The sequence below is a fragment of the Heliomicrobium gestii genome, assembly GCF_009877435.1.
Classification (GTDB): domain Bacteria; phylum Bacillota; class Desulfitobacteriia; order Heliobacteriales; family Heliobacteriaceae; genus Heliomicrobium; species Heliomicrobium gestii.
In genome coordinates this window covers 262,265-289,236 of record NZ_WXEX01000003.1, presented here as the reverse complement: position 1 = coordinate 289,236, position 26,972 = coordinate 262,265, and the positions used below count along the sequence as shown (strand labels likewise).

At 56.9% G+C, this 26,972-nt stretch carries 17 protein-coding genes and 1 pseudogene; 7 read left to right on the top strand and 11 right to left on the bottom strand.

The features are described from left to right. Positions 1 to 11: 11 nt before the first annotated feature. Complete coding sequence (locus GTO89_RS05150) at positions 12 to 3,812, bottom strand: phosphoribosylformylglycinamidine synthase (protein ID WP_161260988.1); 3,801 nt, start codon at positions 3,810 to 3,812, stop codon at positions 12 to 14. A 349-nt stretch (positions 3,813 to 4,161) separates the two neighbouring features. Between GTO89_RS05150 and GTO89_RS05145 the strand changes: the two genes are divergently transcribed. Further along, on the top strand, positions 4,162 to 5,151 hold the full coding sequence (locus tag GTO89_RS05145; RefSeq protein ID WP_161260987.1) for a delta-lactam-biosynthetic de-N-acetylase: 990 nt from the start codon (positions 4,162 to 4,164) through the stop codon (positions 5,149 to 5,151). Between the two features lie 135 nt (positions 5,152 to 5,286). Here GTO89_RS05145 and GTO89_RS05140 read toward each other — a convergent pair whose 3' ends face one another. Further along, a complete protein-coding gene (locus GTO89_RS05140; protein ID WP_161260986.1) occupies positions 5,287 to 6,624 on the bottom strand; it encodes an APC family permease in 1,338 nt (445 codons plus the stop codon). 322 nt (positions 6,625 to 6,946) lie between these two features. On the opposite strand from GTO89_RS05140, the gene GTO89_RS05135 reads away from it, so the two are divergent. Both GTO89_RS05135 and GTO89_RS05130 read left to right on the top strand, forming a co-directional pair. Further along, positions 6,947 to 7,714 (top strand): AzlC family ABC transporter permease, encoded by a 768-nt coding sequence (locus tag GTO89_RS05135; protein ID WP_161260985.1) that lies wholly within the window; start codon positions 6,947 to 6,949, stop codon positions 7,712 to 7,714. Continuing rightward, a complete protein-coding gene (locus tag GTO89_RS05130; protein WP_161260984.1) occupies positions 7,711 to 8,070 on the top strand; it encodes an AzlD domain-containing protein in 360 nt (119 codons plus the stop codon). The genes GTO89_RS05135 and GTO89_RS05130 overlap by 4 nt, the downstream gene beginning before the upstream one ends. Before the next feature lie 86 nt (positions 8,071 to 8,156). On the opposite strand, the gene GTO89_RS05125 is transcribed toward GTO89_RS05130, so the two are convergent. Further along, the gene (locus tag GTO89_RS05125) at positions 8,157 to 8,696 is read right to left on the bottom strand and encodes a peptidylprolyl isomerase (RefSeq protein WP_328793863.1); all 540 of its coding nucleotides are present in this window, start codon (positions 8,694 to 8,696) and stop codon (positions 8,157 to 8,159) included. Between the two features lie 365 nt (positions 8,697 to 9,061). Between GTO89_RS05125 and GTO89_RS05120 the strand changes: the two genes are divergently transcribed. After that, the gene (locus GTO89_RS05120) at positions 9,062 to 10,201 is read left to right on the top strand and encodes a hypothetical protein (RefSeq protein WP_161260983.1); all 1,140 of its coding nucleotides are present in this window, start codon (positions 9,062 to 9,064) and stop codon (positions 10,199 to 10,201) included. A gap of 34 nt (positions 10,202 to 10,235) precedes the next feature. On the opposite strand, the gene GTO89_RS05115 is transcribed toward GTO89_RS05120, so the two are convergent. The 5 genes from GTO89_RS05115 to GTO89_RS05095 form a co-directional block, all read right to left on the bottom strand. Further along, entirely contained in the window at positions 10,236 to 11,264 is a 1,029-nt protein-coding gene (locus tag GTO89_RS05115; RefSeq protein WP_161260982.1) for an aldo/keto reductase, read from the bottom strand. A gap of 218 nt (positions 11,265 to 11,482) precedes the next feature. Further along, the gene (locus GTO89_RS05110) at positions 11,483 to 12,742 is read right to left on the bottom strand and encodes a methyl-accepting chemotaxis protein (RefSeq protein ID WP_161260981.1); all 1,260 of its coding nucleotides are present in this window, start codon (positions 12,740 to 12,742) and stop codon (positions 11,483 to 11,485) included. 141 nt (positions 12,743 to 12,883) lie between these two features. Beyond that, positions 12,884 to 14,872, bottom strand: a complete 1,989-nt coding sequence (locus GTO89_RS05105) for an ATP-binding protein (RefSeq protein WP_204758283.1) — start codon at positions 14,870 to 14,872, stop codon at positions 12,884 to 12,886. 25 nt (positions 14,873 to 14,897) lie between these two features. Then, the gene (locus GTO89_RS05100; protein WP_161260979.1) at positions 14,898 to 15,260 is read right to left on the bottom strand and encodes a response regulator; all 363 of its coding nucleotides are present in this window, start codon (positions 15,258 to 15,260) and stop codon (positions 14,898 to 14,900) included. A 21-nt stretch (positions 15,261 to 15,281) separates the two neighbouring features. Then, positions 15,282 to 16,178: a chemotaxis protein CheX gene (locus GTO89_RS05095; RefSeq protein WP_161260978.1), complete on the bottom strand. Its 897-nt coding sequence runs from the start codon at positions 16,176 to 16,178 to the stop codon at positions 15,282 to 15,284. A gap of 278 nt (positions 16,179 to 16,456) precedes the next feature. Between GTO89_RS05095 and GTO89_RS05090 the strand changes: the two genes are divergently transcribed. Beyond that, positions 16,457 to 18,181, top strand: coding sequence for an ATP-binding protein (locus GTO89_RS05090; protein ID WP_161260977.1), 1,725 nt, complete (start codon positions 16,457 to 16,459; stop codon positions 18,179 to 18,181). Positions 18,182 to 18,405: 224 nt separating this feature from the next. Beyond that, on the top strand, positions 18,406 to 21,018 hold the full coding sequence (gene adhE / locus GTO89_RS05085) for a bifunctional acetaldehyde-CoA/alcohol dehydrogenase (RefSeq protein WP_161261031.1): 2,613 nt from the start codon (positions 18,406 to 18,408) through the stop codon (positions 21,016 to 21,018). A 286-nt stretch (positions 21,019 to 21,304) separates the two neighbouring features. Here adhE (GTO89_RS05085) and GTO89_RS05080 read toward each other — a convergent pair whose 3' ends face one another. Further along, the gene (locus tag GTO89_RS05080; RefSeq protein WP_161260976.1) at positions 21,305 to 21,817 is read right to left on the bottom strand and encodes a hypothetical protein; all 513 of its coding nucleotides are present in this window, start codon (positions 21,815 to 21,817) and stop codon (positions 21,305 to 21,307) included. 31 nt (positions 21,818 to 21,848) lie between these two features. Continuing rightward, positions 21,849 to 22,388 (bottom strand): matrixin family metalloprotease, encoded by a 540-nt coding sequence (locus GTO89_RS05075; protein ID WP_161260975.1) that lies wholly within the window; start codon positions 22,386 to 22,388, stop codon positions 21,849 to 21,851. 555 nt (positions 22,389 to 22,943) lie between these two features. On the opposite strand from GTO89_RS05075, the pseudogene adhE (GTO89_RS05070) reads away from it, so the two are divergent. Beyond that, positions 22,944 to 25,191 (top strand): annotated as a pseudogene (gene adhE / locus GTO89_RS05070) (bifunctional acetaldehyde-CoA/alcohol dehydrogenase); the annotation flags it as partial. Between the two features lie 397 nt (positions 25,192 to 25,588). On the opposite strand, the gene GTO89_RS05065 reads toward adhE (GTO89_RS05070), so the two are convergent. After that, positions 25,589 to 26,449, bottom strand: coding sequence for a hypothetical protein (locus tag GTO89_RS05065; RefSeq protein WP_161260974.1), 861 nt, complete (start codon positions 26,447 to 26,449; stop codon positions 25,589 to 25,591). Positions 26,450 to 26,972 lie beyond the last annotated feature (523 nt).

The following is a 26,972-nucleotide window of genomic DNA, read 5'->3' as shown; positions in this document are numbered from 1 at the left end:
CGCTTTCTCGTTTACTGGAAGTACCCCACCCCGGAGGCAAAGATCCGTTGGTCTTTCTCTCCCGGCACGTTGACAGCCACATGGCGGCCGATCCGCTCAGAGTGGCCCATCTTGCCGAGGACGCGCCCGTCAGGGCTGGTGATCCCTTCGACGGCGGCGACAGAACCGTTGGGGGTGTAGCGGATATCCTCGTTGATATTGCCGTCCATGTCAACATACTGGGTGGCGATCTGGCCGTTGGCGAAGAGGCGGTCGACCATCTCCGGCGAGGCGAAGAAGCGGCCTTCCCCGTGGGAGAGGGCGACGGTGTGGATCTCCCCTGCTTCCACGCGGGAGAACCAGGGCGACAGGGTCGAGACGACCTTCGTCCGGGCCATGCAGGAGATGTGGCGGCCGATCCGGTTGTAGGTCAGGGTCGGACAGTTTTCGGTGATGTCGACGATCTCGCCGTAAGGGACGAGGCCGAGCTTGATCAGCGCCTGGAAGCCGTTGCAGATGCCGAGCATAAGGCCGTCTCGGGTCTTGAGCAGGTTGGTGACGGCTTCCTTCACCCGGGGGTTGCGGAACACGGCGGCAATGAACTTGCCCGATCCTTCCGGCTCGTCGCCGGCGCTGAACCCGCCGGGCAGCGCCACGATCTGGGCGGCTTCGATGCCCTTGACCATCTCGGCGATGCTTTCCTCCACATCAATGGGTGTCAAGTTGCGGACGATGAGGAGGTTGGCGACAGCGCCCGCCTTTTCAAAAGCGCGAGCCGTATCGTACTCGCAGTTGGTGCCCGGAAAAACGGGAATGAAGACGCGAGGACGGGCGATTTTCAGGGCCGGGCGGTGGGTGTTTCGGGCGGTGTATGGATGGGATGAGTCGCTGGATTTGATTGCTCCCGCCAGTTCATCGCTCGTCTTCACCCGCGTCGGGAAGATCTTCTCGAGCGGTTTTTCCCAGGCCGTCTGAGCTTCGGTCAAAGCGATCTCCACACCGTTGACGCGCAGGACCGGCGCTTCCTGGGTGTAGCCCAGAAGCACATAGGGGACGTCGCCGAAAGCGGCAGCCAGGTCGGCGGCGCTGTTGATCTCTAGGACGAGGGAGCCGTAATCGGCGCGGAAGAGATCGGCGGGAGCATTGCTATCGCCCATGATCAGGCCGATCTGATTGCCGAAGGCCATCTTGCTGACAGCAGCGGCGACACCGCCGAAGATGATGGCCGAAGCGGCGAGCACCTTGCCTTCCCCGGCAAGTTCGGCCACTTTGCGGTAGTTGCGGTCGAGGCTGGCAAAGTCGGGCAGTTCGTTTTCGTCGCGGCCCAGGGGCAGGAGGACGACGGGATGGCCGGCCCCCTTGAACTCCGACGAGATGGCCTGGCCGGCGTCCATCACATTGACAGCGAAGGAGACAAGCGTCGGCGGCACGTGGAGGTCCATGAAGGTGCCCGACATGCTGTCCTTGCCGCCGATCGCGGCGATGCCGAGCCGCTTTTGGGCGACAAAGGCGCCGAGGAGAGCGCTGAAGGGCTTGCCCCAGCGGACGGGGTCTTTGCCCAGTTTTTCAAAGTACTCTTGCAGGGTGAGCCGGATGCGGCGGTAGTCGCCGCCCAGGGCGACGGCCTTGGCCACCGATTCGACAACGGCGTAAAGGGCGCCGTGGAAGGGGCTCCATTTGGCCAAATGGGGGTTGTAGCCGAAGGTCATGGCTGTGGCGGTCGTCGTCTCGCCGCCGAGGACGGGGAGCTTGGCCACCATGCCCTGGGCCGGTGAGGCCTGATGGACGCCGCCGAAGGGCATCAGCACCGTGTTGGCGCCGATGGTGCTGTCAAAGCGGTCAACAAGTCCCTTCTGGCTGCAGACGTTCAGGTCGCTCAGGTTGGCCAGCCAGGCGGCGCGCAGGTCAGGCAGTTCGCGCTCCACCGCAGCAGGCAGGGCGTTGAAATAGTTCTTCCCGGCTTCGGGCCCTTTGACGGTGACCGTTGTCCGCTGCTTGACGCCATTGGTGTTGAGGAAGGCACGGCTGAGGTTGACGATGGTCGCGCCGCGCCAGTTCATGGTCAGGCGCGCTTCCTCGGTCACTGTGGCGACGACGGTGACTTCGAGGTTTTCCTCATGGGCCAATCGAGAGAAGGCGTCCACATCTTCGGGGGCGACGACGACCGCCATCCGCTCCTGCGATTCGGCGATGGCCAGTTCGGTCCCGTCGAGGCCCTCGTACTTCTTGGGGATGGCGTCGAGGTTGACCGTAAGGCCGTCGGTCAGTTCACCGATGGCGACCGATACGCCGCCGGCGCCAAAGTCGTTGCACCTCTTGATCCGCCGGCTGACGTCAGGGTTGCGGAAGAGGCGCTGGATCTTCCGTTCTGTGACCGGATTGCCTTTTTGAACCTCGGCGCCGCAGGTGAAGAGCGATTCGGCCGTGTGCTCCTTCGACGAGCCAGTGGCGCCGCCGCAGCCGTCGCGGCCGGTTCGCCCGCCGACGAGGAGGATCACATCGCCCGGCGCAGGGGCTTTGCGCACCACATTCTGGCGCGGCGCGGCGCCGATGACCGCGCCGATCTCCATGCGCTTGGCGACGAAGCCTTCATCATAGACCTCGGCCACCTGCCCCGTCGCTAGGCCGATCTGGTTGCCGTAGGAGCTGTAGCCGGCAGCGGCGCCGATGGTGATCTTGCGCTGGGGCAGTTTGCCGGGCAGGGTGTTTTCCACGGCAGTGCGGGGATCGCCGCTGCCGGTGACGCGCATGGCCTGGTAGACATAGGAACGCCCAGACAGGGGATCGCGGATCGCCCCGCCGAGGCAGGTGGCGGCGCCGCCGAAGGGCTCGATCTCTGTCGGGTGGTTGTGGGTCTCGTTTTTGAACATGACGAGCCAGTCTTCTTTTTTGCCGTCCACATCAGCCTGGACGACGATGCTGCAGGCGTTGATCTCGTCCGACTCGTCCAGGTCGTCAAGGCGGCCCTGTTTTTTCAGTTCCTTCATGGCGATGACAGCCATGTCCATCAGGCAGACATCGCGCTCTTTGTCGCCGTAGACGAGGTTGCGCGATTGGAGGTATTCGTCATAAGCCGCCCGGATCGGTCCGGTGAAGGGCCCCTCTTCGATCTGGACGTCTTCGATCTTCGTGAAAAAGGTGGTGTGGCGGCAGTGATCAGACCAGTAGGTGTCGATGACCCGGATCTCGGTGATCGTCGGGTCCCGCTGTTCGTCATCGCGGAAATAGGCCTGGCAGAAGCGCAGATCCTCAAAGCTCATGGCGAGGCTCAACTGTCCCATTAGCGACTGCAGTTCCTCATCAGCGGCGGTGATGAAGCCGGTAAGGATTTTCACATCTTCCGGCGGCTGGAGCTGCATGTCCAGGGAAGCCGGCTTATCCAATGCGGCCTCGCGCGATTCGACAGGGTTGATGCAGTAGGCCTTGATCCGGTTGAACTCGTCGTCGCTGATCTGCCCTTCAAGAACAATCACCTTGGCCGACTGGACGACGGGGCGTTCTTTTTGCGTCACAATCTGGATGCTCTGGGTCGCCCAATCGGCCCGCTGGTCATACTGGCCGGGCAGGTATTCCATGGCAAAGAGGCGATGTGCCGGGTCGGTCGCCAGCCGTTCATCGTACACATGGTCCACGTTGGGTTCCGAGAAGATCGTGCCGCGCGCCCGGGCATACTCGTCGTCAGAGATGCCGGCCACATCGTACCGGTTGACGATCCGCAGGCCTTCCAGTCCGGAGATGCCCAGGTTGTCCCGCAGGTCATCGCGCAGGTGTTGGGCTTCCACGTTGAAACCCTCGCGTTTTTCCACAAAGATCCGGCGTATCGCCTTATCCATAATAAAAACAATACCCCCCGTGACTGATTCAATGGTTATCCGTAAGTCCCTCAATCGACGATCATCATTATAACACGGTCAATAGGGAATTGGCGAAGTGTGTCTAATCTTGACGGTAACAACCGACCCAAGCAAACTTTTTCTCATCCTCCGTCGGTTTTTTGGAGGAGTTGTCTCAAAAGTAAGAGAAATTCTTCCCTATTACACGGAATCCCGGCGCAGCGTCTCTTGCCCTTCGACCATTTATCGCTGGGACGAAGCTTTGCCCATCGGCGCCGTTCCGTCAAGCGGACGCCTTCTCGGCAAAGGTGGCGCTGCCGCCGAAGGATTCCCTAAGGGGAAGTATGCCATGAAAGAGAAAAATCTCACCATTGCCGCCGCCCTGGTCCTGATCGGGGGCATCGCCGCCGGATTGTTCACGATCGAGCAGACGCGGGCCGGCGATGCCACACCTCCCCCCTCGCCTGCGCAGACCCCGGCAGCGGCGGCGGCCGGTACGAACGCAGCCAAACCGAGTCCTGCCACGGCCGAGACGGCCAAAGCTGACACGTCGAAAGAACCGGCCAAGGCGTCACAAGCGCCTCCGACAGCGCCGGAGAAAGTGGAGACGACGCCGAAAGGGAGCGCCTCTTCCGCCAAAGGCACAACCGGTCCTCAGGATTGGTGGATCCCTCGCCACGAGACAGGGGTAGCCCCGCAATGGCCCGCTTCAATGACCGGCGCGATCGCGGCCTATGACCCGGTGTACCGGATCCCGACGGAGGAAAAAGCGCTCTATCTGACCTTTGACGAAGGTTATGAAAACGGCTTTACGCCGCAGATCATGGAGTCCCTGTCCCAGGCCAAGGTTCCGGCCACCTTCTTTGTCACCGGACAGTTTGTCGACACCCACCCGGAACTGGTTCAAGAAATGGGCCGTCGAGGATTTGGCATCGGCAACCACACCCAGAACCACCCCGATATGACGAAACTCAGCCCGGAACGACAAAAAGCAGAACTGCAAAAGATCAACGACGCCGTCACCAACCTCGCCGGGAAGAAACCGATCCACTACCGCCCGCCCATGGGCCGTTTTGACGCCGCCTCTGTCGCCACCGCTTATGACCTGGGTTTGACGACGACCTTCTGGAGCATCGCCTACCGCGACTGGGAAGTGGACAAGCAGGTCGGTCCCGAGAAGGCGCTGCCCCAGGTGATGAAGCAGCTTCACCCCGGGGCGGTCATCCTGCTCCACGCCGTCTCCCAGGACAACACGGAGATGCTTCCCCGCTTCATCGAGGAATGCCGCGCCCAAGGATACATATTCAAGCCGCTGCCGGGCGAGCCGTCGCCCCGGTGAATAAGCGATAAAAAGGAGAAAAGCTCAACGCCGCCACGTTGCGGTGTTGAGCTTTTTGCTTCGGATACTACCTGAAGCTGGGGATACGAACCGAGGCGAGGGTTGGTCGGATTTCGGCTTTGCTCCCCCGACTTTTTAGCCTTCCTGGTTGGCCGAGGCCATGGTTTTCCGGTTCAAAACCCAGTAGACGGGCAGGCCGATGACAGTGATGAGCAGCGCAAACAGGGTGTCTGTGGGGTTGTCGAAGATGGTGCTGACGATGATAAAGACAGACCCGACGATGGCGACCAGGGGGATGATGGGGTAGCCGGGCACGCTGTAAATCCGCGATGCGGCGCTGTTTTTCTTGCGGAGGAGAAAGACGGCAACGAAGGCGAAGATGTAGAAGACATAGATGGCAAAGATGGCGATGTCGGAGAGGCGCTCCGAGTCAGCCACAAACATCATCACGACGGCGATCACCACCTGGGAGAGGGTGGCGAAGATCGGCGTGCCGAGCTTCGGCTGAACTTGGGCCAAAAGGCGGGAAAAAGGCAGTTGACCCCGCTCGGCCATGGCCAGGGGCACCCGGGGGAAGGTGAGGATCTTGCCGTTGAGGCAGCCGAAGATGGACACCATGATGCCGATGCTGATCAGTTTGCCGCCGATGCCGCCAAAGAGGATCGTCGCCGCCGTGCCGGCGGCGTTCTCGCCGAGCCTGGCGATTTCAGCAGCCGGCAAGACATGCATCATGGCGATATTGACGGAGAGGTAGGCGACGGTGACGATGGAAAGACCGATGATGATGGCGCGGGGCAGGATTTTCGCCGGGTTTTTCATCTCGCCGGCCACAAATCCGACGAGCAACCAGCCGTCATAGGCCCAGAGCGTCGCCAGGATGGCGGCGGCCATGCCCGTTTTTTCGGTGACGCCGCTGGTCATATTGAGGATCTGGCCGTCGCCCTGCCAGATGCCGAAGATGGCGATCAGGGCGATGGGAATCAGCTTCCCCGCCGTGGCCAGGGTCTGCACGAAACCGCCATACTTGGTTCCGATGCTGTTGACGATAGCCAGGAAGATGATCGCGGAGAGCCCCACATACATTTTCGCTTCCGGCCCCCAACCGAAGAAGTGAGCCACCAGCGAGCCGAAGTAAAGGCCCAGCGCGGCGATAATGGCGGGACCGTAAATCAAGGTTTGCACCCAGCCGCAGAGGTAACCCCAGAGCTTTCCGTAGACCTCTTCCAGATAGACGTACAGACCACCTGTTTTCGGGATCTGAGTCGCCAGTTCAACGATCGTCAGGCCGCTGGCCAGGGTGATGATCCCCCCGAGAACCCAGGCCCACAGGGCCATGGTAGAGTCGCCCGAGGCGACGATCACCTTCCCGGGTTTCATAAAAATCCCTGATCCGATGACTGAACCGATGACAATGGACATGGCGACGATCGTTCCGATGTCTTTTTTTAGCATCGATTCCGAATTGTGCTGCATCCTGTGATGCTCCTTTCGTGGATTGACTATCTGCGGCTTTTGTTTGTTCCTCGTGGACACTTGTACATTATACAGGGAACTTTCGCAATCGTCAGCAATAATTTTATTCCTCTTCGCAAAAAGGGTGTGAAGCTTCAAAATAGCAGCGATATTGTCCATTCAACAAAATATAGTGATAAATAGATAGCGCGATAAGGAAAAAAGCCGCCTGGACAAGGCGGTTGAAAAAATGCAAAAATATAGTATTGCGAGTTATCCCCTATGATGCATTGCCCTGGGTGTTTTGGGCCTATCAACCCTTGCCAACGAAAGGAACGTTGCCATGCCTTCATTGAATCGGCATACGCGGCCAGAAGCTACCCTCGTTGAGCCGCGCCATGGCGGCGTCAGCGCCGATATCCGCCGCGGCGTCACAGCCGGCATCCCGATCGCCATCGGGTATGTCCCCATTGCCATCGCCTTCGGCCTGCTCGCCAAGTCTTCCGGACTGCCCAACTGGGTCGGCATGGCCATGTCCTTTTTTGTCTTCGCTGGCGCCAGTCAGTTTGTCGGTGTCAATCTTCTCGTCCTGGGCGCCGGATTCGGCGAGATCGTCTTGACGACGCTGATCCTGAATTTCCGTCACTTCCTCATGTCTGCGGCGCTCTCCCAGCGGTTGGAGACGAATGTGACGAAAAAATGGCTGGCCTTGATCGCCTTTGGCGTCACCGATGAAACCTTCGGCGTCTCGGCGCTCCGTTCCGAAGCAAAGCTGGCAAAGGGGTTCGTGCTGGGACTGAACGTCATCGCTTACACCGCCTGGAACGCCGGCACCTGGATTGGCCTGTTTATCGCGGAAGGGTTGCCGGAGGCGCTGAAGAACAGCATGGGCATCGCCCTGTACGCCATGTTCATCGGGCTGCTGCTGCCGTCAATGAAACGTTCCCGCGAGGTGATGACCATCGCCTTGCTCGCCGCCGCCATCCATGCCCTCCTGCGCTGGCTTCCGATTTTCGCCGGCCTGTCGGCCGGCTGGACGATCATCATCGCCACCGTCTTGAGCGCTGCCGCCGGCGCAGCCATCTTCACAAAGGAGGCGAATCGGTCATGAATCCTATCGAGCCGGCAAGTTCCGCTAGTGCGCTTCATACTGCTCCCTGGGCGCTCTTCAGCCTTGTGCTGGCCATGGGCCTTGTCACCTATCTCCCGCGCATGCTGCCTCTGGCATTGCTCCGTCACATGAAATTGCCGCCCTTGGCCCATCGCTTCCTCCGCTTCATCCCTTTTGCCGCTCTGGGCGCGTTGATATTCCCCGGCATCCTCTCCTCCACCGGCTCGGATCAAGTCGCGGCTGCAACAGCCGGCGGCATCACAGCGGTCCTGCTGGCCCTGTTCGAGATGAACCTGATTCTCGTCGTCGCCGGCGGGATCGCAGGGGCTTTCCTGTGGGTTCAACTGATGCTGTAGGAAAAACAGGCGGATAAAAGCGAAACAGGCCTGCCTTCCATCGGGAAGGGGCCTGTTTCGCTTTTTCTCAAAGGTTGATTATGGGATTACTTCTCTTCGATGGTGATCGATTCGATGCTCACGTCCTCGACGGGCTTGCTCCGCTCACCGCCAGCGCCCCATTCAACGGGCGTGTCGGAGATCTTCAGCACCACATCCATCCCTTCGGTGACTTGGCCGAAGACGGTGTAGTTGGGGTAGTTGTTCAATCCACGGGCGCTGTCGCCGTTGCAGATGAAAAACTGGCTGCCGTTGGTGTCCGGGCCGGCGTTGGCCATGGCGACGACGCCAGGCGCATAGGGCAGGGCCGGCGGCAGTTCGTCGGCAAAACGATACCCCGGTCCGCCTGTGCCATTGCCTTTCGGGTCGCCTGTCTGGATCATGAAGTTTTTGATGATGCGGTGGAAACGGACGCCATCATAAAATTGATCGCGGGCCAGGAAGACGAAATTGTTGACTGTCTTCGGCGCTTCCGCGGCGAGCAGCTTGATTTGGAAGGTTCCCTTCGTCGTGTTGACCGTGGCCACGTATTCCTTGTTGGTGTCGATGGTCATTTCCGGCGGCGCCGGATATGTTTTGTTTGTCATCGGTGGACGTCATCTCCTTCTCTTATCCAAATTATGCCCCGTTGACGGCGCTCCGAACCCGTCTTCCCTACTGTACGCGCTGGAGGAAAAGAAATCAATGGAAATGCGCAATCAGGGCTCACCGTTCTCCCTTTCGCAACATAATAAGAAACGGTGAAAGGCGTTGCAGCCCCGCTCATACATAGTTCAGCTTGCCGATTCAACGACGTCGCTTGTCGTTTTGACAATGTCGTTTTGACAATGTCGCATGTCGATATGACGATGTTCTAAAGCGACCTTCATATAGGACGTCTTTATACGACGTCCTAAAAGGATACTTTATAGATGAGGTGATATGCACCGTTCTAAGGAAGGGAGTGTTGTCGATGTTCCAGCTTGAACAACTCCAGGGCCTCCTGCTCCAGCCCTTTTCTTTCGTGTTTCACCGTTATGATGCCCATGTGATGGTGTACCTGCGGGAACACCCAAAATACGAATCCCTCGAAGCGATGATCCGTCTCCGTGAGGGTTCCCCACCGCTGATCCGGGCGATCATCACGTTGCATGACCAGTCCCAGATCGATCATGTCAATGATGAGCGGGTGGTTCAACAACTCCAGCGGGAAGGACTCAAACGAGAGATGCATTTCCGGCCCATCAGTTACCGACGAACCGTTGAAGCCGATATCGTCCGCATCCAACTCGCCTTTGACTCTTTTCGGGGAGAACCCGTCCGGCTCGACTTTGTCGCCGCAAGCAAGACATCCTCTCGTTGGGGCGGGGCAATCGATCCGGGGCAACATGCCCGCAAGAGTTCCCTGCCGATCATGTTCCGCCAGCGGAGCACCCTGGCTGGAAAGCGAACCCGGCTGCTTATCGCCGGGAAGGAGTTTGCAGTCCCTCGTCGCATCTGGATCCCCTTTTTCTTTACGGGTCTCAAAGGGTACTACTCGGAGGTCTTCGACATGGCCGTCTTCCGCACGGGCGAACGGCAGATCCGGTGGGTGGAGCAGCCGGAAAAAGGGGTTGTAGGGGAACGCTGGCGGTGGGCGCTCAACAGCGGGGAGATCGACTATGGGATCACGGCGCTCAGCGAGGAACAAATGGTTGTGCAATCGGCAAGCAGCCACCTGATCGTCACCTTACACAAGGGCCGTCCGGCTTTGCGGGCCTTCGGCGCCGTCTCGGAAACGGTCGCTTCGGGAACAGGCCACTTCGCTGCCCAGTTTGATCCCCCGTTGCCCCTCCCCGCTCTCGGCGGCGCTGCGCCGGAAAAAGAACAGGAACAGGAAAAAGCGGGCGATGCTGCGTCGCCCGCCGATGTCATCCATGAAGGTCGCTTTGTCTTATCCATCGATGACAAGGAACTCGTCACCGGAGGGACAACATTTCGACAAAAGGGGGATGAAGCCGAAATCGGCCTGCTGCCGGATCGCCCCCGCTGGGCCGCCCGGCGACCGCTTACATTAACGGTGAAAAAACAGAGGGATGCTTATATCGTGTCAACGAGGATCGAGCAGAGGTAAGCGTTCTTGTCAGGCGATCGTCAGGCCATTTCGATTAAAGCCCTGTTTCGATCCGGTGGCCCTCCCACATGTCATAATGCTTTTTCAGCATCTGGGGGATGGGCAGGTTGTAGGGGCATTTCTTCACACAAGCGCCGCAGGCGGTGCAGTTGGGAACCGTCTCCATGGGGCGGCGCAGGAACTCGACGGCCACCGGCGGCGCCATGCGTTTGGCGAGCACCTGATAGCCCATGGCCGGGGTGATCATCACGCCCTGGGGACAGGGCTGGCAGTACTCGCAACGCCGGCAAAACTGCATGCCCAACTCTTGACGGTAGCGGTCCATCGCCGCCAGGTCATCGCCGGTCACCACGTTGGGGCTGTCATAGAAGGCGACGATCTGGTCGACTGACGCGACGGAGTCATAGCCAGGGATGGCGAGGACATCGGGATGTTGGCGCAGGAACTTGAAGGCCAATGCGGCATTGTCGATCATGCCGCCGGCAAAGGGTTTCATGGCCAACATGCCCAGGTCCATCTCCCGCGCCAACGGGAAGAGGTCGTCCTTGGCGGCGTCCTCGATGAAGTTGAAGGGAAACTGGATCGTCGTGAAATAACCGGTTTTGATCAATTTGATGGCCATCTGGCGGTTATGGGAGGTGACGCCGATGTGGCGGATCTTCCCCGCTTCCTGGGCTTTGACGATGACCTCCAAGGCGCCGCCGGGGGCGGTAAGGGCCTCCCAATCCCTCTCCTGGGAGACTTGGTGCAGTTGGTAGAGGTCGATATAGTCGGTGCGCAGCATGCGCAGGCTCTTTTCCAGGTGGGCCAGCGCCCCGTTGCCGTCGCGCATGCCCGTCTTGGTGGCGATGACCACCTTGTGGCGCATCCCTTGAAAGGCCTGACCGATCTTGTCTTCACTGTCCCGGTAGGCGTTGGCCGTGTCATAGAAGGTAATGCCCCGCTCAAAAGACCGTTGCAACACCTTGATGGCTTCCGCCGTGTCGAGGCGGATGATGGGGATCCCGCCAAAGCCGAGTTCCGATACGGTCAGTTCTGTCTTCCCCAAGTGCCGGTAGTTCATCGGATCATCTCCCAATAAAATCGTATTTCTCTAACCACTCATGATTGATCCTCTATTCACCTTCTATCCATCTTTTCTCGCTTTCTAGCAAAAATCCTCTGTCTTCGTATGCCCGTTCTGGAATGACAAAAACCGCCCAAACTCGTTGGACGGTTTTTACAAGGGATCAGGCGCAACACGAAGATCGATCCCGCTCTCTTATGGCGCTATTATCTGTTTTACTCTGCCTCAATCGCCAGCCGGAGTTCGGCTATTCGACTCATCATTAATTCGGTCAATGCCTGCGCCTGTTGCCGGGCCGCTTCCCGCTCGAGGTTCCGGCTGATCTCTTCCTTAGTAGGCGCTCCCATCTCTGGGGACGCTCCCGTGGACTCTTCTGATTTCAAACCGCCAATGTGGTCGATGCCGTCGGCCATATCGCGGCTGGCCTTGGCGATCTGTTCAATCGTCGCTGTCACATCATGGATCTGGGTCGCCGTATTGTTTGCCAGATCGGCGATGGATTCAAAGCCGGCGCCGGCGTCACGGGCCAACTGAGCGCCTTCCTCCACCTCTCTCCCGCCTGCTTCCATAGAGGCAACCGCTTTCAGCGTGTCCCCCTGGATTTCCGCGATAAGGACGGTGATCTCCCGCGCGGCCTTTGCCGAACTCTCTGCCAGCTTGCGCACCTCTTCGGCGACGACAGCAAACCCTCTCCCCTGATCTCCCGCCCGGGCCGCTTCGATGGCTGCATTCAAGGCCAGCAAATTCGTCTGGTCGGCGATGTTGGTGATCACGTCCGCGAACTGGCTGATCTGTCCTGATTTGCCGCCCAGGTGTTGGATGATGCCGGCCGTACGGAGGGAAGCATTGCTGACGGCCTCCATCTGGCTGACGACGGACATGATGGAATTCCAGCCCGCTTCAGCCGCCGAAAAGGCATCGGTCGCCGATTGGCTGGACGCCGCCGCGCTCTCGGCGAGGGCTTCGATCGCCTGAGCGATTTCCGAGGAGTCTTTCCGCACCCGTTCTACGAACTGGTTCTGCTCCTGCGCAGCAGCAGTCGCCTGTCCGTCATGCTCCTCTGTCCGGGACGCAGCGAAGGAAAGGCGGTCAAGATGGGTCGGCATTTCACTGGCTGTTGTCGCCAACTCTTCCACGATGGCGCGAAGGTGTGAGAGGGACTGCTCCCGCCCCTCGGCCCACTCTTTCAGTTGTTCAACCAGAGAAGGAGATAGAGAGGAAAAATGTGCAGGAAGAGGAATCGAAGCGCTTGGTTTTAACCAACTATTTTCTGCTAAAAACGCTCGGACTGCCTCCATTTGAATGCCGTTTTGGACAGCGAAAAAACCCAACAGCCCGGTGGTGAACGCAGCGATCACGATGAAGATGACCGCTGTCGAGGGACCGGAAATAAATAGAGCCGCGCCTGCGCCCAACGCGCTGAGAAGGGCCACGGCTGTGACGAGCAACAGCCTGCCTTTGTCGCCAACAGTCATCTTCCGCAAGATACCACCTTTCAACTGCGGGCACACCGTTCCTGCTGAATAACATGTCGATCAATCATCACGATTCGATGCAACGTGTTTCATGGAAATTGCGATTTCAGATTCGGAGACGGCTTGGTGTTCTCAGCCCGCTTAACCGACGATATAGGGCAAGCGAAAAAGGAATTCCGTTCCCTTTCCGACCTCAGAGCGCGCTTCCACGCTCCCCCCCAGGCTTTCCACCTCGGCCCGGACGGCGGCCATCCCGACACCGCGACCGGAAAGGATGCTGACTTCGTCTTTGGTGGAAAACCGGTCCATGAAGATGATCTCGATGACATCCTTTTCCGAGAGTCCGGCGACAGCTTCCTCTGAGAAAATCCCCTTTTCCACCGCCTTCGTCCGGATCAGGTCAGGGTCTATCCCCTTGCCGTCATCGGCGATGCTAAGGGTGAACCCGTCGCCCAGGTCCTTCAGTTCCAGGCGGATCGTTCCGTTTTCGGGCTTGCCCGACTCGCTGCGGCTGTCCATGTCCTCAATGCCGTGATCGACGATGTTGCGAAAGACATGGACGAGGGATTTGCAGAACCGGACATAGGCCGTTTTGTCGATGAAGATGTCGTCTCCGCGGATCTCCAGCGGTTCGACGCCTTTTTCCAGCCGTTCGGCCAGGCTTTGCACATATTCCTGGTAGGGCGCCAGGATGTCCTTGACGTTGGTGCAACGGAGTCGCTTGATCAGGAGGAGCAATTCCGCTCGCTGCTCCTCTTCCGAGAAGGCGCCGGCGGCGCGCCGTTCGATCTCGATGATCCGGTCGAGACTGACGGCGAAGGTCTGGCTCTGACAGAAAAAGCCTTCCCCCAGGATCTCGGTGATGATCTCCCGGTCGCGGGCGAGGCAACGGTCACTATCGACAGAGCCCATGATCTCCTCGATGGCCGCTGTGGTCGCATCGGCGCAGTCGACCAACCGGGACAGGCGGTCTTCCAGTTCATGGAGGTGTTCTGCCGTGTGGGAGAGATAGAACTGGCCGAAATCGCCCTTGAAGGTGTGGACGGCGCGGTAGATCTCAGACAGTTTCTCTGGGGCGGCGCAGTCGCTCTCCAAGATCTCGGGCACTGTTTTTGCAAAGAACTCGCGAAAAGCCTCCATGCCGTTGATGATGTCGCTCTGGCAGGCCAGCGCCTTGAGCACCAGCTTCAGGTTGTTTTTCTCTTCGACCATCTTCTGTTCGAGGGCTTTTTTCTCGGTGATGTCCGTGAGGATGACCATCACCGTCGTCTGTTCCCATTGGGGGATGACCTTGTATGCACAGTGGATGCTCTTTTCCGCCACTATGATTTCGCCGGGAAGCAAGGAGATGTACACATGGGTCTCCAGGCTGTTCTTGGCGTGGAAGAGCCCTTTCAGCACCCCGGCGGCCGTCTCCCCTTCCTCTTCCGAAAGATAGCTTCCGAACAGATCGAGAACATTGAGGCCGCCGATCTCCTTCCCGAAAATACCGACGCATTCAAGGCTGTATTCATTGGAAATGATCAGGTCTTGTCCGAAAGACAGGAACCCTTGACCGGCATTGTCCATCAGGTTTTTGATGGTTTTCTTCTGCTTTTCCAGCAGCCGGATCTGCTTTTCCCTGCGCTTGGACAGTTCCACCATGAAGCGGCGGATGCTGATGACGCCGAGATAGCGCCCTTGTTCCTCCACCAGGATGAAATCATAGAGGCTCTCCTGATCGCGGCTCATGGACAGCATGCCGATCTGGGTGATGTCCGTGCCGGGGGTGACGATCAGCGGCTGTTTGTTCATGACCCGGTTCACGGGGCGGGTCAGAAAGACCTCCCGCCCGAACTGCTGGCCGATCGTGCGGTAAAAGCTGTTGCGCATGATCAGACCCACAGCCCGGCCAAGCTTCAACACGACGATGCCTTCCGTGTTCTCATCGGCTTCGAAGATCGCCAGCACACGGCTGCCCAGTTCGTTCACATCGACGACAGGCGCCTCTTGCATCAGTTTGGCGATATGGACGTCAACGTGGTCGCCGGTGTCTTCCCGCTCCAAAAGACCGCTGCTTTCCGGCAGGTGGAGGAGCATCTCTTCCATTACGGCCACAGGAATCAACCCCTTTCGTCCGATCCATCCCATGCCTCCGGCAAAAGACGACCCGCCCTTAGGCTTTCAATACCTCATCCACGGCGGTGAGGACCTTGTTGGCGTCGAACGGCTTGGTCACATAGTTTTTGGCGCCGCTGTTGACGGCTTCTAAGATCTTTGGCGCTTGGCCCAAGGCGGAGATCATGATCACCTTGGCCCGGGGGTTTTCCTGGATGATTTTCTTGAGCGCGGTGATGCCGTCCATTTTCGGCATGGTGATGTCCATGGTGACCAGATCGGGTTTGCACTCACCGTATTTCTTGCAGGCTTCTTCGCCGTTGACAGCCTCACCGATAATCTCATGTCCTTTGGCGGTCAGTATCTTTTTCAGGTTGCCTCGGGACAGGTTGGAATCGTCACAGATCAAAATGCGCGCCATGGCTCGCAAACCTCCTTGTTGTCACTCAGTGATAGCAGGGATTCCTCGACTACAGATAAAATCGATCCGACCGAAGGGCAGGTGAACAGGGATGGAGAAGAGGCCCTGTGGGTTTGACAGCGCTTTTTCCTGGCACAAGGCGGGCGGCTGCAGTTCCAGATCGATCCCCTGGTTGGAGAGGGAGGCCAGAAAGAGGCCGCAGGTGACGTTGAGGAACTCGCCGAGGGAATCGTGCATGTCGATATCGGCGACACCCAGGCCTTCGCTGAAGCGGGAGGAAAACTGTTCGAACACCGCCTGATCGCCGGCCAATCCGACGCACAGGTCGTAGTCGCCGCTCATCGTCGTATAGATCAGCCGGTGGAAGGAGAACTGATCGCCGAACTGGCCTTGGGCAAAGCGGAAGTCGCTTTCGATGAAGCGGAAGGTGTTCTTGACAAAGCTCAGGAAAGCGGCGCGGCAGAGTTCCTTTTCCTCCAGTGGGTCGAGGTTCAAGAAGGCATCGACCATGGCATCCAGATCGTCATTTTTCAAGGCTTCAAAATCGCGATCGCTGATGTTGCACTGTTCCTTAAATTCATGGAGCAGATGGGACAACTGATCGTAGGTGAAGCAGCCGCTATCGACTAGCACTTGGCTCAGGGCGAGATAACTGCTCGATTGATTGGCCAGCAGCTCTTCCAGTTGGGCTGCGTCCAGATATCCTTCCTGGATGGCCAGCTCGCCAAAGCGCTTGTCTTGTCGCCGTTGCAGGCTGTGGATGTAGTCGACCTGCTCCCCTGTCATATATCCAGCATCGATCGCCAGGACGCCCAGGCGCGCCCGGACATGTTTCATCTGGGTCAACACCTCGCCCAATTGAACCATCGTGAGCAAGTTCCGTTCGAGAAGGTAGTTGCCAAAAAACTGGGTAAACATGCTGTCAAGACCTCTCTTCTTCGTTGTTCTTTACCGCCGTGGCGTTGCGGTAGTTCCATTCAGCTAGACCTGTTGTCCCCTCCATCGTAACGGGCGACTATTATCCAAGATTTACTGGCTCGTTAAAGAACGGTAAAAGTCTGTTTAAAAAATGAAAGAGCGACTAGGCGTGCAGTCCTGTCGTTCTTTTCGCTTTCCTAGTGGACATCCCGCCGGGGTGCTTGGTATATTTGAACATATTCCGTGAACATTCCATAAAAGAATTCGAGGTATGACCGATGGATACAACAAATCATCTCGTGATCGAATTTCGCTCCCCTTCTGCCCTGGCCTCGATCGGCCTGCGGCGACAGTTTTCCCATGTCGCCAAATCAGACAACGGCGGTTACCGCGCCTGTTTCTCCGCAGATGACAAGGATCATGCCCCATTGTGCGAGTTCTGGAAAAAAGCTCGCCAGTGGCCGATCACGGCCATCACGGCCGCCGGAAAAGCGATCTCGCCAGAACAACTGGATAAGATCATCACCTGCCTGGAACAGCGGCTGAAGGTCCGAGACGCCGGTTTTTACTGTGACGGGCGCAGCGTCGGCATGACGGCCCGCGATGAACAGGCGCTCTTTTTCCCCGGCTGCCGTTTCCTCATCGTCGATGATGTGGACTGGAGCGAGCCCGACGGGCCCCGCTGGTACCGTCACGGCGAGGTCGACGGTGACGGCGTCTTTCATACGGACAAAGGGGCGGTTCACACCATGGTGGAACAATTGGCCGCATCGTCCGGCTGTGTCGCCTGTCCTGCCTTGGACTGGCAGCGGGTCAACCTTCGCGTCGCCAGCCTCCCGGATGGGATTAATCCGCGCAAGGACGGCGACTGGGAGTATCGCTTCGACGACGCGGGAACGACGGTGACCGGCATCGTCCGGACGCCGCTGGGGCGGGCCGGTCACGGCCGCTTTGACATGGACACCAGCATGACCAGCGTCCGCGTCGACGAATCGCGCTCGCTCACAAGGACTGCGTCGTCGCCTTCGGGGAAACCGAAGGTGGCCGATGACTTTGGCGGCGCTTCCTCTGCTGCATTGTCTGGGGCTTCGTCTGGGCCTTCGTCTTCTCACCCCCCCGTCTCCCATCCCCTGGACGGCTCCATGGAAGATTTCTTCCGCCCCGTCAAACCGGGCAAGGTCACCTATGCCGATGTGGGCGGTTTAAAGGAAGAACTGCGCCTGCTCCGCGAGGCCGTCGAACTTCCTTTGCGCTACCCGGATCTGGTGCGGACCCTCAACATCACGCCGCCAAAGGGCGTCTTGCTTTACGGACCACCGGGCTGCGGCAAAACCCTGCTCGCCCAGGCCGTGGCCAACGAGGTGGAGGCCACCTTTTTCGCCGTCAAGGGACCGGAGTTTCTCTCCTCCCTCCACGGGCAGAGCGAAAAACGCCTGCGCGAACTCTTCGCCCAGGCCGAGCAGAAGGCCCCCAGCATCATCTTCTTTGACGAGATCGACGCCTTCGCCCTCGACCGCAGCCGGACGACGACCTCCTTCGAGGCAACCCTGGTGGCCCAGTTCCTCTCCCTCATGGACGGCTTTGACCGGCGCGCCCAGGTCGTCGTCATCGCCACGACCAACCGCCTGGACGTGCTCGACAAAGCCCTCCTTCGCCCCGGCCGCTTTGATTACCGTGTCCGCGTAACTGTGCCGACCTTGGAGGACCGCCTGCAGATCTTTAAGCTCCATACGGCCAAGATGCCCCTGGAAGGGACGGTCGACATCAACGACCTAGCGGAAAAGACGCAGGGCTTCACCGGCGCCGACATTGCCGCCCTCTGCGCCAAGGCGGCATTGATGGCGGTGGCCCGGGCGCTGGGGCCGGACATGGACCGCTGGCCGGCCTCCCTCTCCAGCGACTTCACCAGCGCCATCCGGATCACGGGAGAGGATTTCGCGGTGGCGCTGACGCAGGTGCGGGCCTCGGTAGACAAGGACGACAGCGGCGACAGCATCGCATAGTCCAGAAAAGGCGAACACCCAGCCGGAACCGACCGCATTGGTCGACCCCGGCTGGGTGTTCCTTGTTATTTTCATGGAAAATTTTAATCATCCAGCAGGAGTGTTATTACTGGCAATCGAAGAAAATGATTGCTATTTCTTTTGCTATCCAGGAAAGATTAAGGAATAGAGAACTAGCCGGCGCAAGGAGGTTCGATCCGATGGATAGGGTGTATCCCTCCCCCATGCTAGGCGCAGATAACGGCGCCGCCCACGGGGCTTCCCCCGCCCCCGACGTCACCCAAGCGATTGACAGACTGGTGAATCAGGCCCAAGCGGCCTTGAACCGTTTTCTTGAACTCAACCAGGACCAGGTGGACGCCATCGTCCACGCCATGGCCATGGCCGGCCTGGAACAGCGTATGCCCCTGGCCAAGATGGCCGTCGAGGAGACGCACCGCGGCGTCTATGAAGACAAGATCATCAAAAACACCTTTGCCACCGAATCGGTCTACCACAGCATCAAGTACCACCAGACGGTGGGCGTCATCGGCGTCAACGAGTTTGACGACTATGAGGAGGTGGCCGAGCCGGTCGGCGTCATCGCCGCGTTGACGCCGGTCACCAACCCCACCTCGACGACGATGTTCAAAGCGCTCATCGCCATGAAAACGCGCAACCCCGTCATCTTCGCCTTCCACCCCGGCGCCCAGCGCTCCAGCGCCGCCGCCGCCCAGGTGGTCTATGAGGCCGCCGTCCGGGCTGGCGCGCCGGAACACTGCATCCAGTGGGTCGAGCGACCTTCCATCGACGCGACCAACCTGCTGATGCGCCACCCCGGCGTCAACCTGATCCTGGCCACCGGCGGGGCCAGCATGGTCCTCGCCGCCTACAGTTGCGGCAAGCCGGCCCTCGGCGTCGGGCCGGGAAATGTGCCCTGTTTTATCGAAAAGACGGCCAACCTGCGCCGCGCCGTCACCGACCTGATCATGTCAAAGACCTTCGACAACGGCATGATCTGCGCCTCCGAACAGGCCGTCATCGTCGACCGGGCCATCGCCGGCGACTTTGAAAGCTACATGAGCGAACACAAGTGCTACTTCCTCAACGACGACGAAAAGGCCCGCCTGGAGGGCATCGTCGTCAATGAAGAAAAGTGCGCCGTCAACGCCGACATCGTCGGCCAGCCGGCGGCCCGCATCGCCGAGATGGCCGGCTTCTCCGTGCCGCCGGACACGAAGATCCTGCTGGCCCGCTTAGAGGGCGTCGGCCCCCAGTACCCCCTCTCGCGGGAAAAACTCAGCCCTGTCCTCGCCTACTACATCGTCGACGGCGCCGAGGAAGGCATCGACCGGGCCGAGGAGATGGTCCGTTTCGGCGGCATGGGCCACTCGGCCGTCATTCACTCGGAAGACCCGGCGGTGATCGACGCCTTTTCCCGCCGCATCAAGGCGGGACGGCTGATCGTCAACTCCCCGGCCAGCCAGGGCGCCATCGGCGAGATCTACAACGCCAACATGCCCTCGCTGACCCTGGGCTGCGGCACCTTCGGCGGCAACTCCACCTCGGCCAACGTGTCAGTGGTCAACCTGATCAACAAAAAACGGGTGGCGAGGCGGCGAGAAAAGATGCAGTGGTTCAAAATCCCCGAGCGGATTTATTTCCAATTCGGCGCCGTGGCCTACCTGGAGAAGATGCCTGAAATCCACCGCGCCTTCATCGTCACCGACCCGGTCATGGTGCAGCAGGGCTATGTCGACCGGGTCCTCCACTACCTGCGCAACCGTTCCATCTACGTCCACAGCGAGATCTTCGCCGAGGTGGAGCCCGATCCGTCGGTCGAGACGGTCATGCGCGGCTGCCGCATGATGAATGACTTCAAACCGGACGTGATCATCGCCCTCGGCGGCGGTTCGGTCATGGACGCCGCCAAGGGGATGTGGCTCTTCTATGAACACCCGGAGACCGACTTCTCCCTCCTCCGGTTGCGTTTCATGGACATCCGCAAGCGCCTCTACAAGTTCCCCAAGCTGGGATCGAAGGCGCGGCTCGTCGCCATCCCGACCACCTCGGGCACCGGATCAGAGGTCACCTCCTTCGCCGTCATCAGCGACAAGGAACGGAACATCAAGTACCCCCTGGCCGACTACGAACTGACGCCCGACGTGGCCATCATCGATCCCGATTTTGTCATGACCGTCCCACCGGGCGTGACAGCCGATACCGGCATGGACGTGCTGACCCACGCCATCGAGGCCTATGTGTCCGTCCTCGCCTCGGACTACACGGACGCCCTGGCGATCAAGGCGATCCAGATCGTCTTCGAGTACCTGCCGCGGGCCTTCCACAACGGCAACGACAAACAGGCCCGGGAGAAGATGCACAACGCCTCCTGCATCGCCGGCATGGCCTTCACCAACGCCTTTCTCGGCGTCAACCACGCCATCGCCCACCAGTTGGGCGGCGTCTTCCACATCCCCCACGGCCGGGCCAACGCCATCTTGCTCCCCTACACGATCGCCTTCAACGCCATCCGGCCGACGAAGTTCACGTCCTTCCCCAACTACGAGTCCTATGTGGCTGACCGGCGCTACGCCGAGATCGCCCGCATGGTCGGCTTGCCGGCCCGCACCGTCGAAGAGGGCGTCCAGTCGCTCATCGAGGCTGTTCGCCATCTCATGCAGAAACTGCGCATGCCCCTCACCCTGGCCGAACTCGGCATCGAGCGGAACCGGTTCATGAGCCTGTTGCCGGAACTGGCGGAGCGGGCCTTTGACGACCAGACGACGACGGCGAACCCAAGGATGCCGTTGATGACGGAGTTGCAGCAGATTTTGATGAATGCTTACGGCGGGTAGTGTTAAGGGGCGGGCTGGTTAACAGAAAAACGGCTATGGAAATGAACTAAACTGAACAAATGATCAAGAAAACATGTTGCCCCCTATGATAGAACTTAATTTCTATCATAGGGGGCAACGGCATTTATCTATCGCCTGTTAGGTTTTATTTACGAAACTGCTCAGCAGATTTCTTAGCTGATTTGTAACCTGATTACCCGCTGAAATTCTACCAATAAGGGGGGACTTTCTTTCACTGTCTATTTTCCGGGGTGCAGTTTAAACCAACTGGTGGTCTCTCTTTGCATTATTTGTTATTATTAATGATGTCTTCGAGTTCGGCTAATGTTTTATTATCTGCATCTCTGTGAGCGTTTATGGCTTTTCCTTTTTCTAGGCCATAAACAGTTTGCGGGCCTCCGATAGACCAGTACTTACCCGGTTCATCGGGAACTTCGTTAAGGAACAACAAATATTTATTACCCTCTTTTAGTAATTTATAGTTATCAATTTGAATAATCCTATTCTCTTCTTTATCAAAACCGCCCTCCTGAACAAAGACTATTTCTCCGTTCAGATTTCCTTTTATGCTTTTTTCAATTTCAACGGTCATATCTGTCATTGGAAAGGCTTCATTTGAAAAACCAATATGTTTTTTAACAGTTCCAATTACGATATATTTAGCTTCTTTTGCAGCCTTATTATCAGTATACCGCATGGTGAGACTTCCATGAGCAATTGTCACAGTTGGTTCGTTTACTTTGTATGCTATAAAACATAGCAAACTTAGCACAATAACTGATATAACAGTTCTTTTCAACTCTTATTCCCCCTAACAAAAAAATGTTGGATTAATACATTGCGTCAATACCTTGTTTGTCATCATCTCTAGGAACATAAGTCCCTCTATAAATTCTTTCTGAATCATAGGGATACATCAAAGCCCAAAGATCTCCTGATTCCCCTAGTCCGAAAGCATGACCTATCTCATGAGCAAGTGTTCCTTTTTTCTCTAGACTAGTGTAATTGCTTATTGCAGCAGTGTTAATAGTAATTGCAGCACTACTGATTTTGCTATCCCAGCCTAATTTCAGATCAGTCATTCCACTGAAGGCACTACCTGATTGTGACACCGTTTTGATATACACATTTTTGGATCCACCGGCGCCAATATAAATGAGGCTTGACGCATTATTCCATGCGTTTGCCCCTTCACTAGCGGCAGTCTGAATATCCGAAGGAGTTCCTGATGCGAAGTAATACCCAAGACCTTTGGGATTAGACCACACATAACCCATCAAATTGTAAGCAAAAGCGACACCAGTTATACCCATACAAAAAACAGTCAGTGCAACTCCTAACAAAGCTTTTTTAATAGAGAATTTAATCAATGTATTTCGCACCCCTCTTATTTTTTTAATCGCTTTAAAACATACAAAGTAATTCTATTATTATTTTCCATCCCTCCTTCGCTATTATCGTTTTCCATTTCCCTCCTTGCCATGAATTTTAATTGATACCCTCCTTTTGTAAATTCTATCATTCATTCTCTTTTCCTTCTTTGTTATTAATATTTTCTTCTACTATTTTTCTCATTTTTTCGACATTATACTACATAGACTTACACAACTATTTCTTGAACAATGTGGATATACAGTGAATAAACACGATGCAAATATACTAAATTTGCAAAAACATATAGCTTTTCATTTTAATTTATACAATGGTTGGGCATCCCCCGGTTGGATAGGATTTTCGGGATTCGGACGGCGATCGTCACGACAATCTTCATTTCTGATTATCTGCGGTTTTACCGCTTACATCGAGAGGCGTTCACCAGAGGAAGTCATCTCCCGATTACTTCACCCACAGGCATTCCTTTACGCCACACGAATGCCATCGCTCATGCCCCGATTCGAGATACATCTGTAGGAGTCAAATACCGCCAGACGGTCGGCGTCATCGCCGCGTTGACGCCGGTCACCAACCCCACCTCGACGACGATGTTCAAAGCGCTCATCGCCATGAAGACGCGCAACCCCGTCATCTTCGCCTTCCACCCCGGCACCCAGCGCTCCAGCGCCGCCGCCGTTCGGGCCGGCGCGCCGGAGCACTGCATCCAGTGGGTCGAGCGACCTTCCATCGACGCGACCAACCTGCTGATGCGCCACCCCGGCGTCAACCTGATCCTGGCCACCGGCGGGGCCAGCATGGTCCTCGCCGCCTACAGTTGCGGCAAGCCGGCCCTCGGCGTCGGGCCGGGAAATGTGCCCTGTTTTATCGAAAAGACGGCCAACCTGCGCCGCGCCGTCACCGACCTGATCATGTCAAAGACCTTCGACAACGGCATGATCTGCGCCTCCGAACAGGCCGTCATCGTCGACCGGGCCATCGCCGGCGACTTTGAAAGCTACATGAGCGAACACAAGTGCTACTTCCTCAACGACGACGAAAAGGCCCGCCTGGAGGGCATCGTCGTCAATGAAGAAAAGTGCGCCGTCAACGCCGACATCGTCGGCCAGCCGGCGGCCCGCATCGCCGAGATGGCCGGCTTCTCCGTGCCGCCGGACACGAAGATCCTGCTGGCCCGCTTAGAGGGCGTCGGCCCCCAGTACCCCCTCTCGCGGGAAAAACTCAGCCCTGTCCTCGCCTACTACATCGTCGACGGCGCCGAGGAAGGCATCGACCGGGCCGAGGAGATGGTCCGTTTCGGCGGCATGGGCCACTCGGCCGTCATTCACTCGGAAGACCCGGCGGTGATCGACGCCTTTTCCCGCCGCATCAAGGCGGGACGGCTGATCGTCAACTCCCCGGCCAGCCAGGGCGCCATCGGCGAGATCTACAACGCCAACATGCCCTCGCTGACCCTGGGCTGCGGCACCTTCGGCGGCAACTCCACCTCGGCCAACGTGTCAGTGGTCAACCTGATCAACAAAAAACGGGTGGCGAGGCGGCGAGAAAAGATGCAGTGGTTCAAAATCCCCGAGCGGATTTATTTCCAATTCGGCGCCGTGGCCTACCTGGAGAAGATGCCTGAAATCCACCGCGCCTTCATCGTCACCGACCCGGTCATGGTGCAGCAGGGCTATGTCGACCGGGTCCTCCACTACCTGCGCAACCGTTCCATCTACGTCCACAGCGAGATCTTCGCCGAGGTGGAGCCCGATCCGTCGGTCGAGACGGTCATGCGCGGCTGCCGCATGATGAATGACTTCAAACCGGACGTGATCATCGCCCTCGGCGGCGGTTCGGTCATGGACGCCGCCAAGGGGATGTGGCTCTTCTATGAACACCCGGAGACCGACTTCTCCCTCCTCCGGTTGCGTTTCATGGACATCCGCAAGCGCCTCTACAAGTTCCCCAAGCTGGGATCGAAGGCGCGGCTCGTCGCCATCCCGACCACCTCGGGCACCGGATCAGAGGTCACCTCCTTCGCCGTCATCAGCGACAAGGAACGGAACATCAAGTACCCCCTGGCCGACTACGAACTGACGCCCGACGTGGCCATCATCGATCCCGATTTTGTCATGACCGTCCCACCGGGCGTGACAGCCGATACCGGCATGGACGTGCTGACCCACGCCATCGAGGCCTATGTGTCCGTCCTCGCCTCGGACTACACGGACGCCCTGGCGATCAAGGCGATCCAGATCGTCTTCGAGTACCTGCCGCGGGCCTTCCACAACGGCAACGACAAACAGGCCCGGGAGAAGATGCACAACGCCTCCTGCATCGCCGGCATGGCCTTTACCAACGCCTTTCTCGGCGTCAACCACGCCATCGCCCACCAGTTGGGCGGCGTCTTCCACATCCCCCACGGCCGGGCCAACGCCATCTTGCTCCCCCACACGATCGCCTTCAACGCCAGCCGGCCTACGAAGTTCATCCTTCCCCAACTACGAATCCTACGTGGCCGACCGCCGCTACGCCGAGATCGCCCGCATGGTCGGCCTGCCAGCGCGCACCGTTGAAGAGGGCGTCCAGTCGCTCATTGAGGCCGTCCGCCATCTCATGCAGAAAGTGCGCATGCCCCTCACCCTGGCCGAACTCGGCATCGAGCGGAACCGGTTCATGAGCCTGTTGCCGGAACTGGCGGAGCGGGCTTTTGATGACCAGACGACGACGGCGAACCCGAGGATGCCGCTGATGACGGAGTTGCAGCAGATTTTGATGAATGCGTACGGGGGATCGTAAAAAGCGGTTTTGAAAAAGTACAAACTGATCATTGATGCTACTAAATGCTTACGATGCGACGTCGCCATCACTGGCGATGTCGCATTTTTTCATGTGGATTTACAAACATTTATGTTGCTTGCGAGAGGGGATCTAAACTAGAGTAACAACAATACTGATTGGCATTCCGGCACTTTATAGACAAACTCTATTCCGAGATGTCTAAAAACGAGTATTACAGTAAACTTACCTTCTCTCTTATGTATATATAGCTGACAACTTTTCGACCGCCTGCCCCTCCCCGCCCCACAAACAACCCAGGTTATCCGGCATAAACTAGTCTGCTATGTATAATAAAGGCAACCTCGCCGATGAGTGGCGGGAACCATGTAGTGGTCATATAATTAATTCTTCCATACTAATCAATAAACTTTATATTACCATTATGATATTCTTTTAATAGGTCTCTCAGGCTCATCGTTATTCTCTTTCCAAAATGTGAAAAACCTACATTGATAAAACGTTTTGGGAGCATGTATAGTAATTCCACTTCTTTAAAAACATCTTCAGCGTATTTACTCAAATATAAAATCGTGTGGTAACAAAACAATCCAAGTTTGAATAGCTCAGGTTCCGTAATAAAAAAGTTGAATGGTAAAACTTCATCAGGTTTTAATGAACCAAAATTTAATTTAATCTTAATATGCAAATCCCCGTAACAGTTCAATGGAGATTCGGAGTAAGGATACTTAAATCTTACGAATTGGTCATTAATTCCTCTATTTTTCATCCACCGAATTTGACTGGCAATGTCTTTATATTTAACATTTGTATTGTAACTAATATTGTGTGATAAAACGTTTCTAATGAAAGATAAGACTATTCTAAAATTAAAAAAATCATCCTCGTTTTCATTAAATATCTCCTCTATAAGTATTTGCTCAAATATCTTGCCTCCGTTTTCAGTATCGTTAAGAAACTCATAAACTGACATCGTGAAACCACGGATTGAATTGATTACCGTCATGCCAGAAAAAAAATCCGGCATTGGATTTTTACTAAAAGCGTTTAATACATGTTTAATGGAATCTACGTCTAGTATATATTCAGTTGGCTGATCTAGGGACACTTCATTAACCTGATCAACCAAACTTTTTCTCTTAGAGAATTCAGAATAGAATAAGCCCAAATTGAGATATAAGTGATAATAATTTACAAGTTCTAGGCAATCCAGAAATCTAAGATAAAACTTTTCAATCAGTTCTAGATTTTTATCCATAATTTCCTCTCCAATACGATTCATTCGCCGAATTATTTCGTGGGAGATACGAAAGGAGTTTCTAATAACGGGGTTCACTACGGTTCGCCAGGGTGGGGCTGAATTATGCTTTCTTTGTTACTTGGCAGTTATTGGGCATTATATTTGACTCGGACGGCTGCACGCCTTCGCGCCTGATAACGCTCTTAAACAGTAACATTGCTTTTTGAATTCTCACTGTTTACGCTCTTTCGACGGTGACACCACCGCCTGGATGGTCCCATGTAGCCCGTCGTCCGTCAAGGGCAAGGACGTTGCCCTTGACAGCTACCCATCTGTATGGAGTACGGCAATTAGGCGGTGGACGCTGGGATCCGCACTTTGGTTACGCCCCGACAGCTTCAGACCATCGCTTAGGTTAATGCAGATATCGGTTCAGGTATTCTTGACGTAAGCCTTCACCCCCTTCCGGCCTCTAAGAGAAAAGAACGGAGCAACTCGTTCTCCATTTAAAGCCTCTTAATCAAATGCTCCTTTGTTGTCA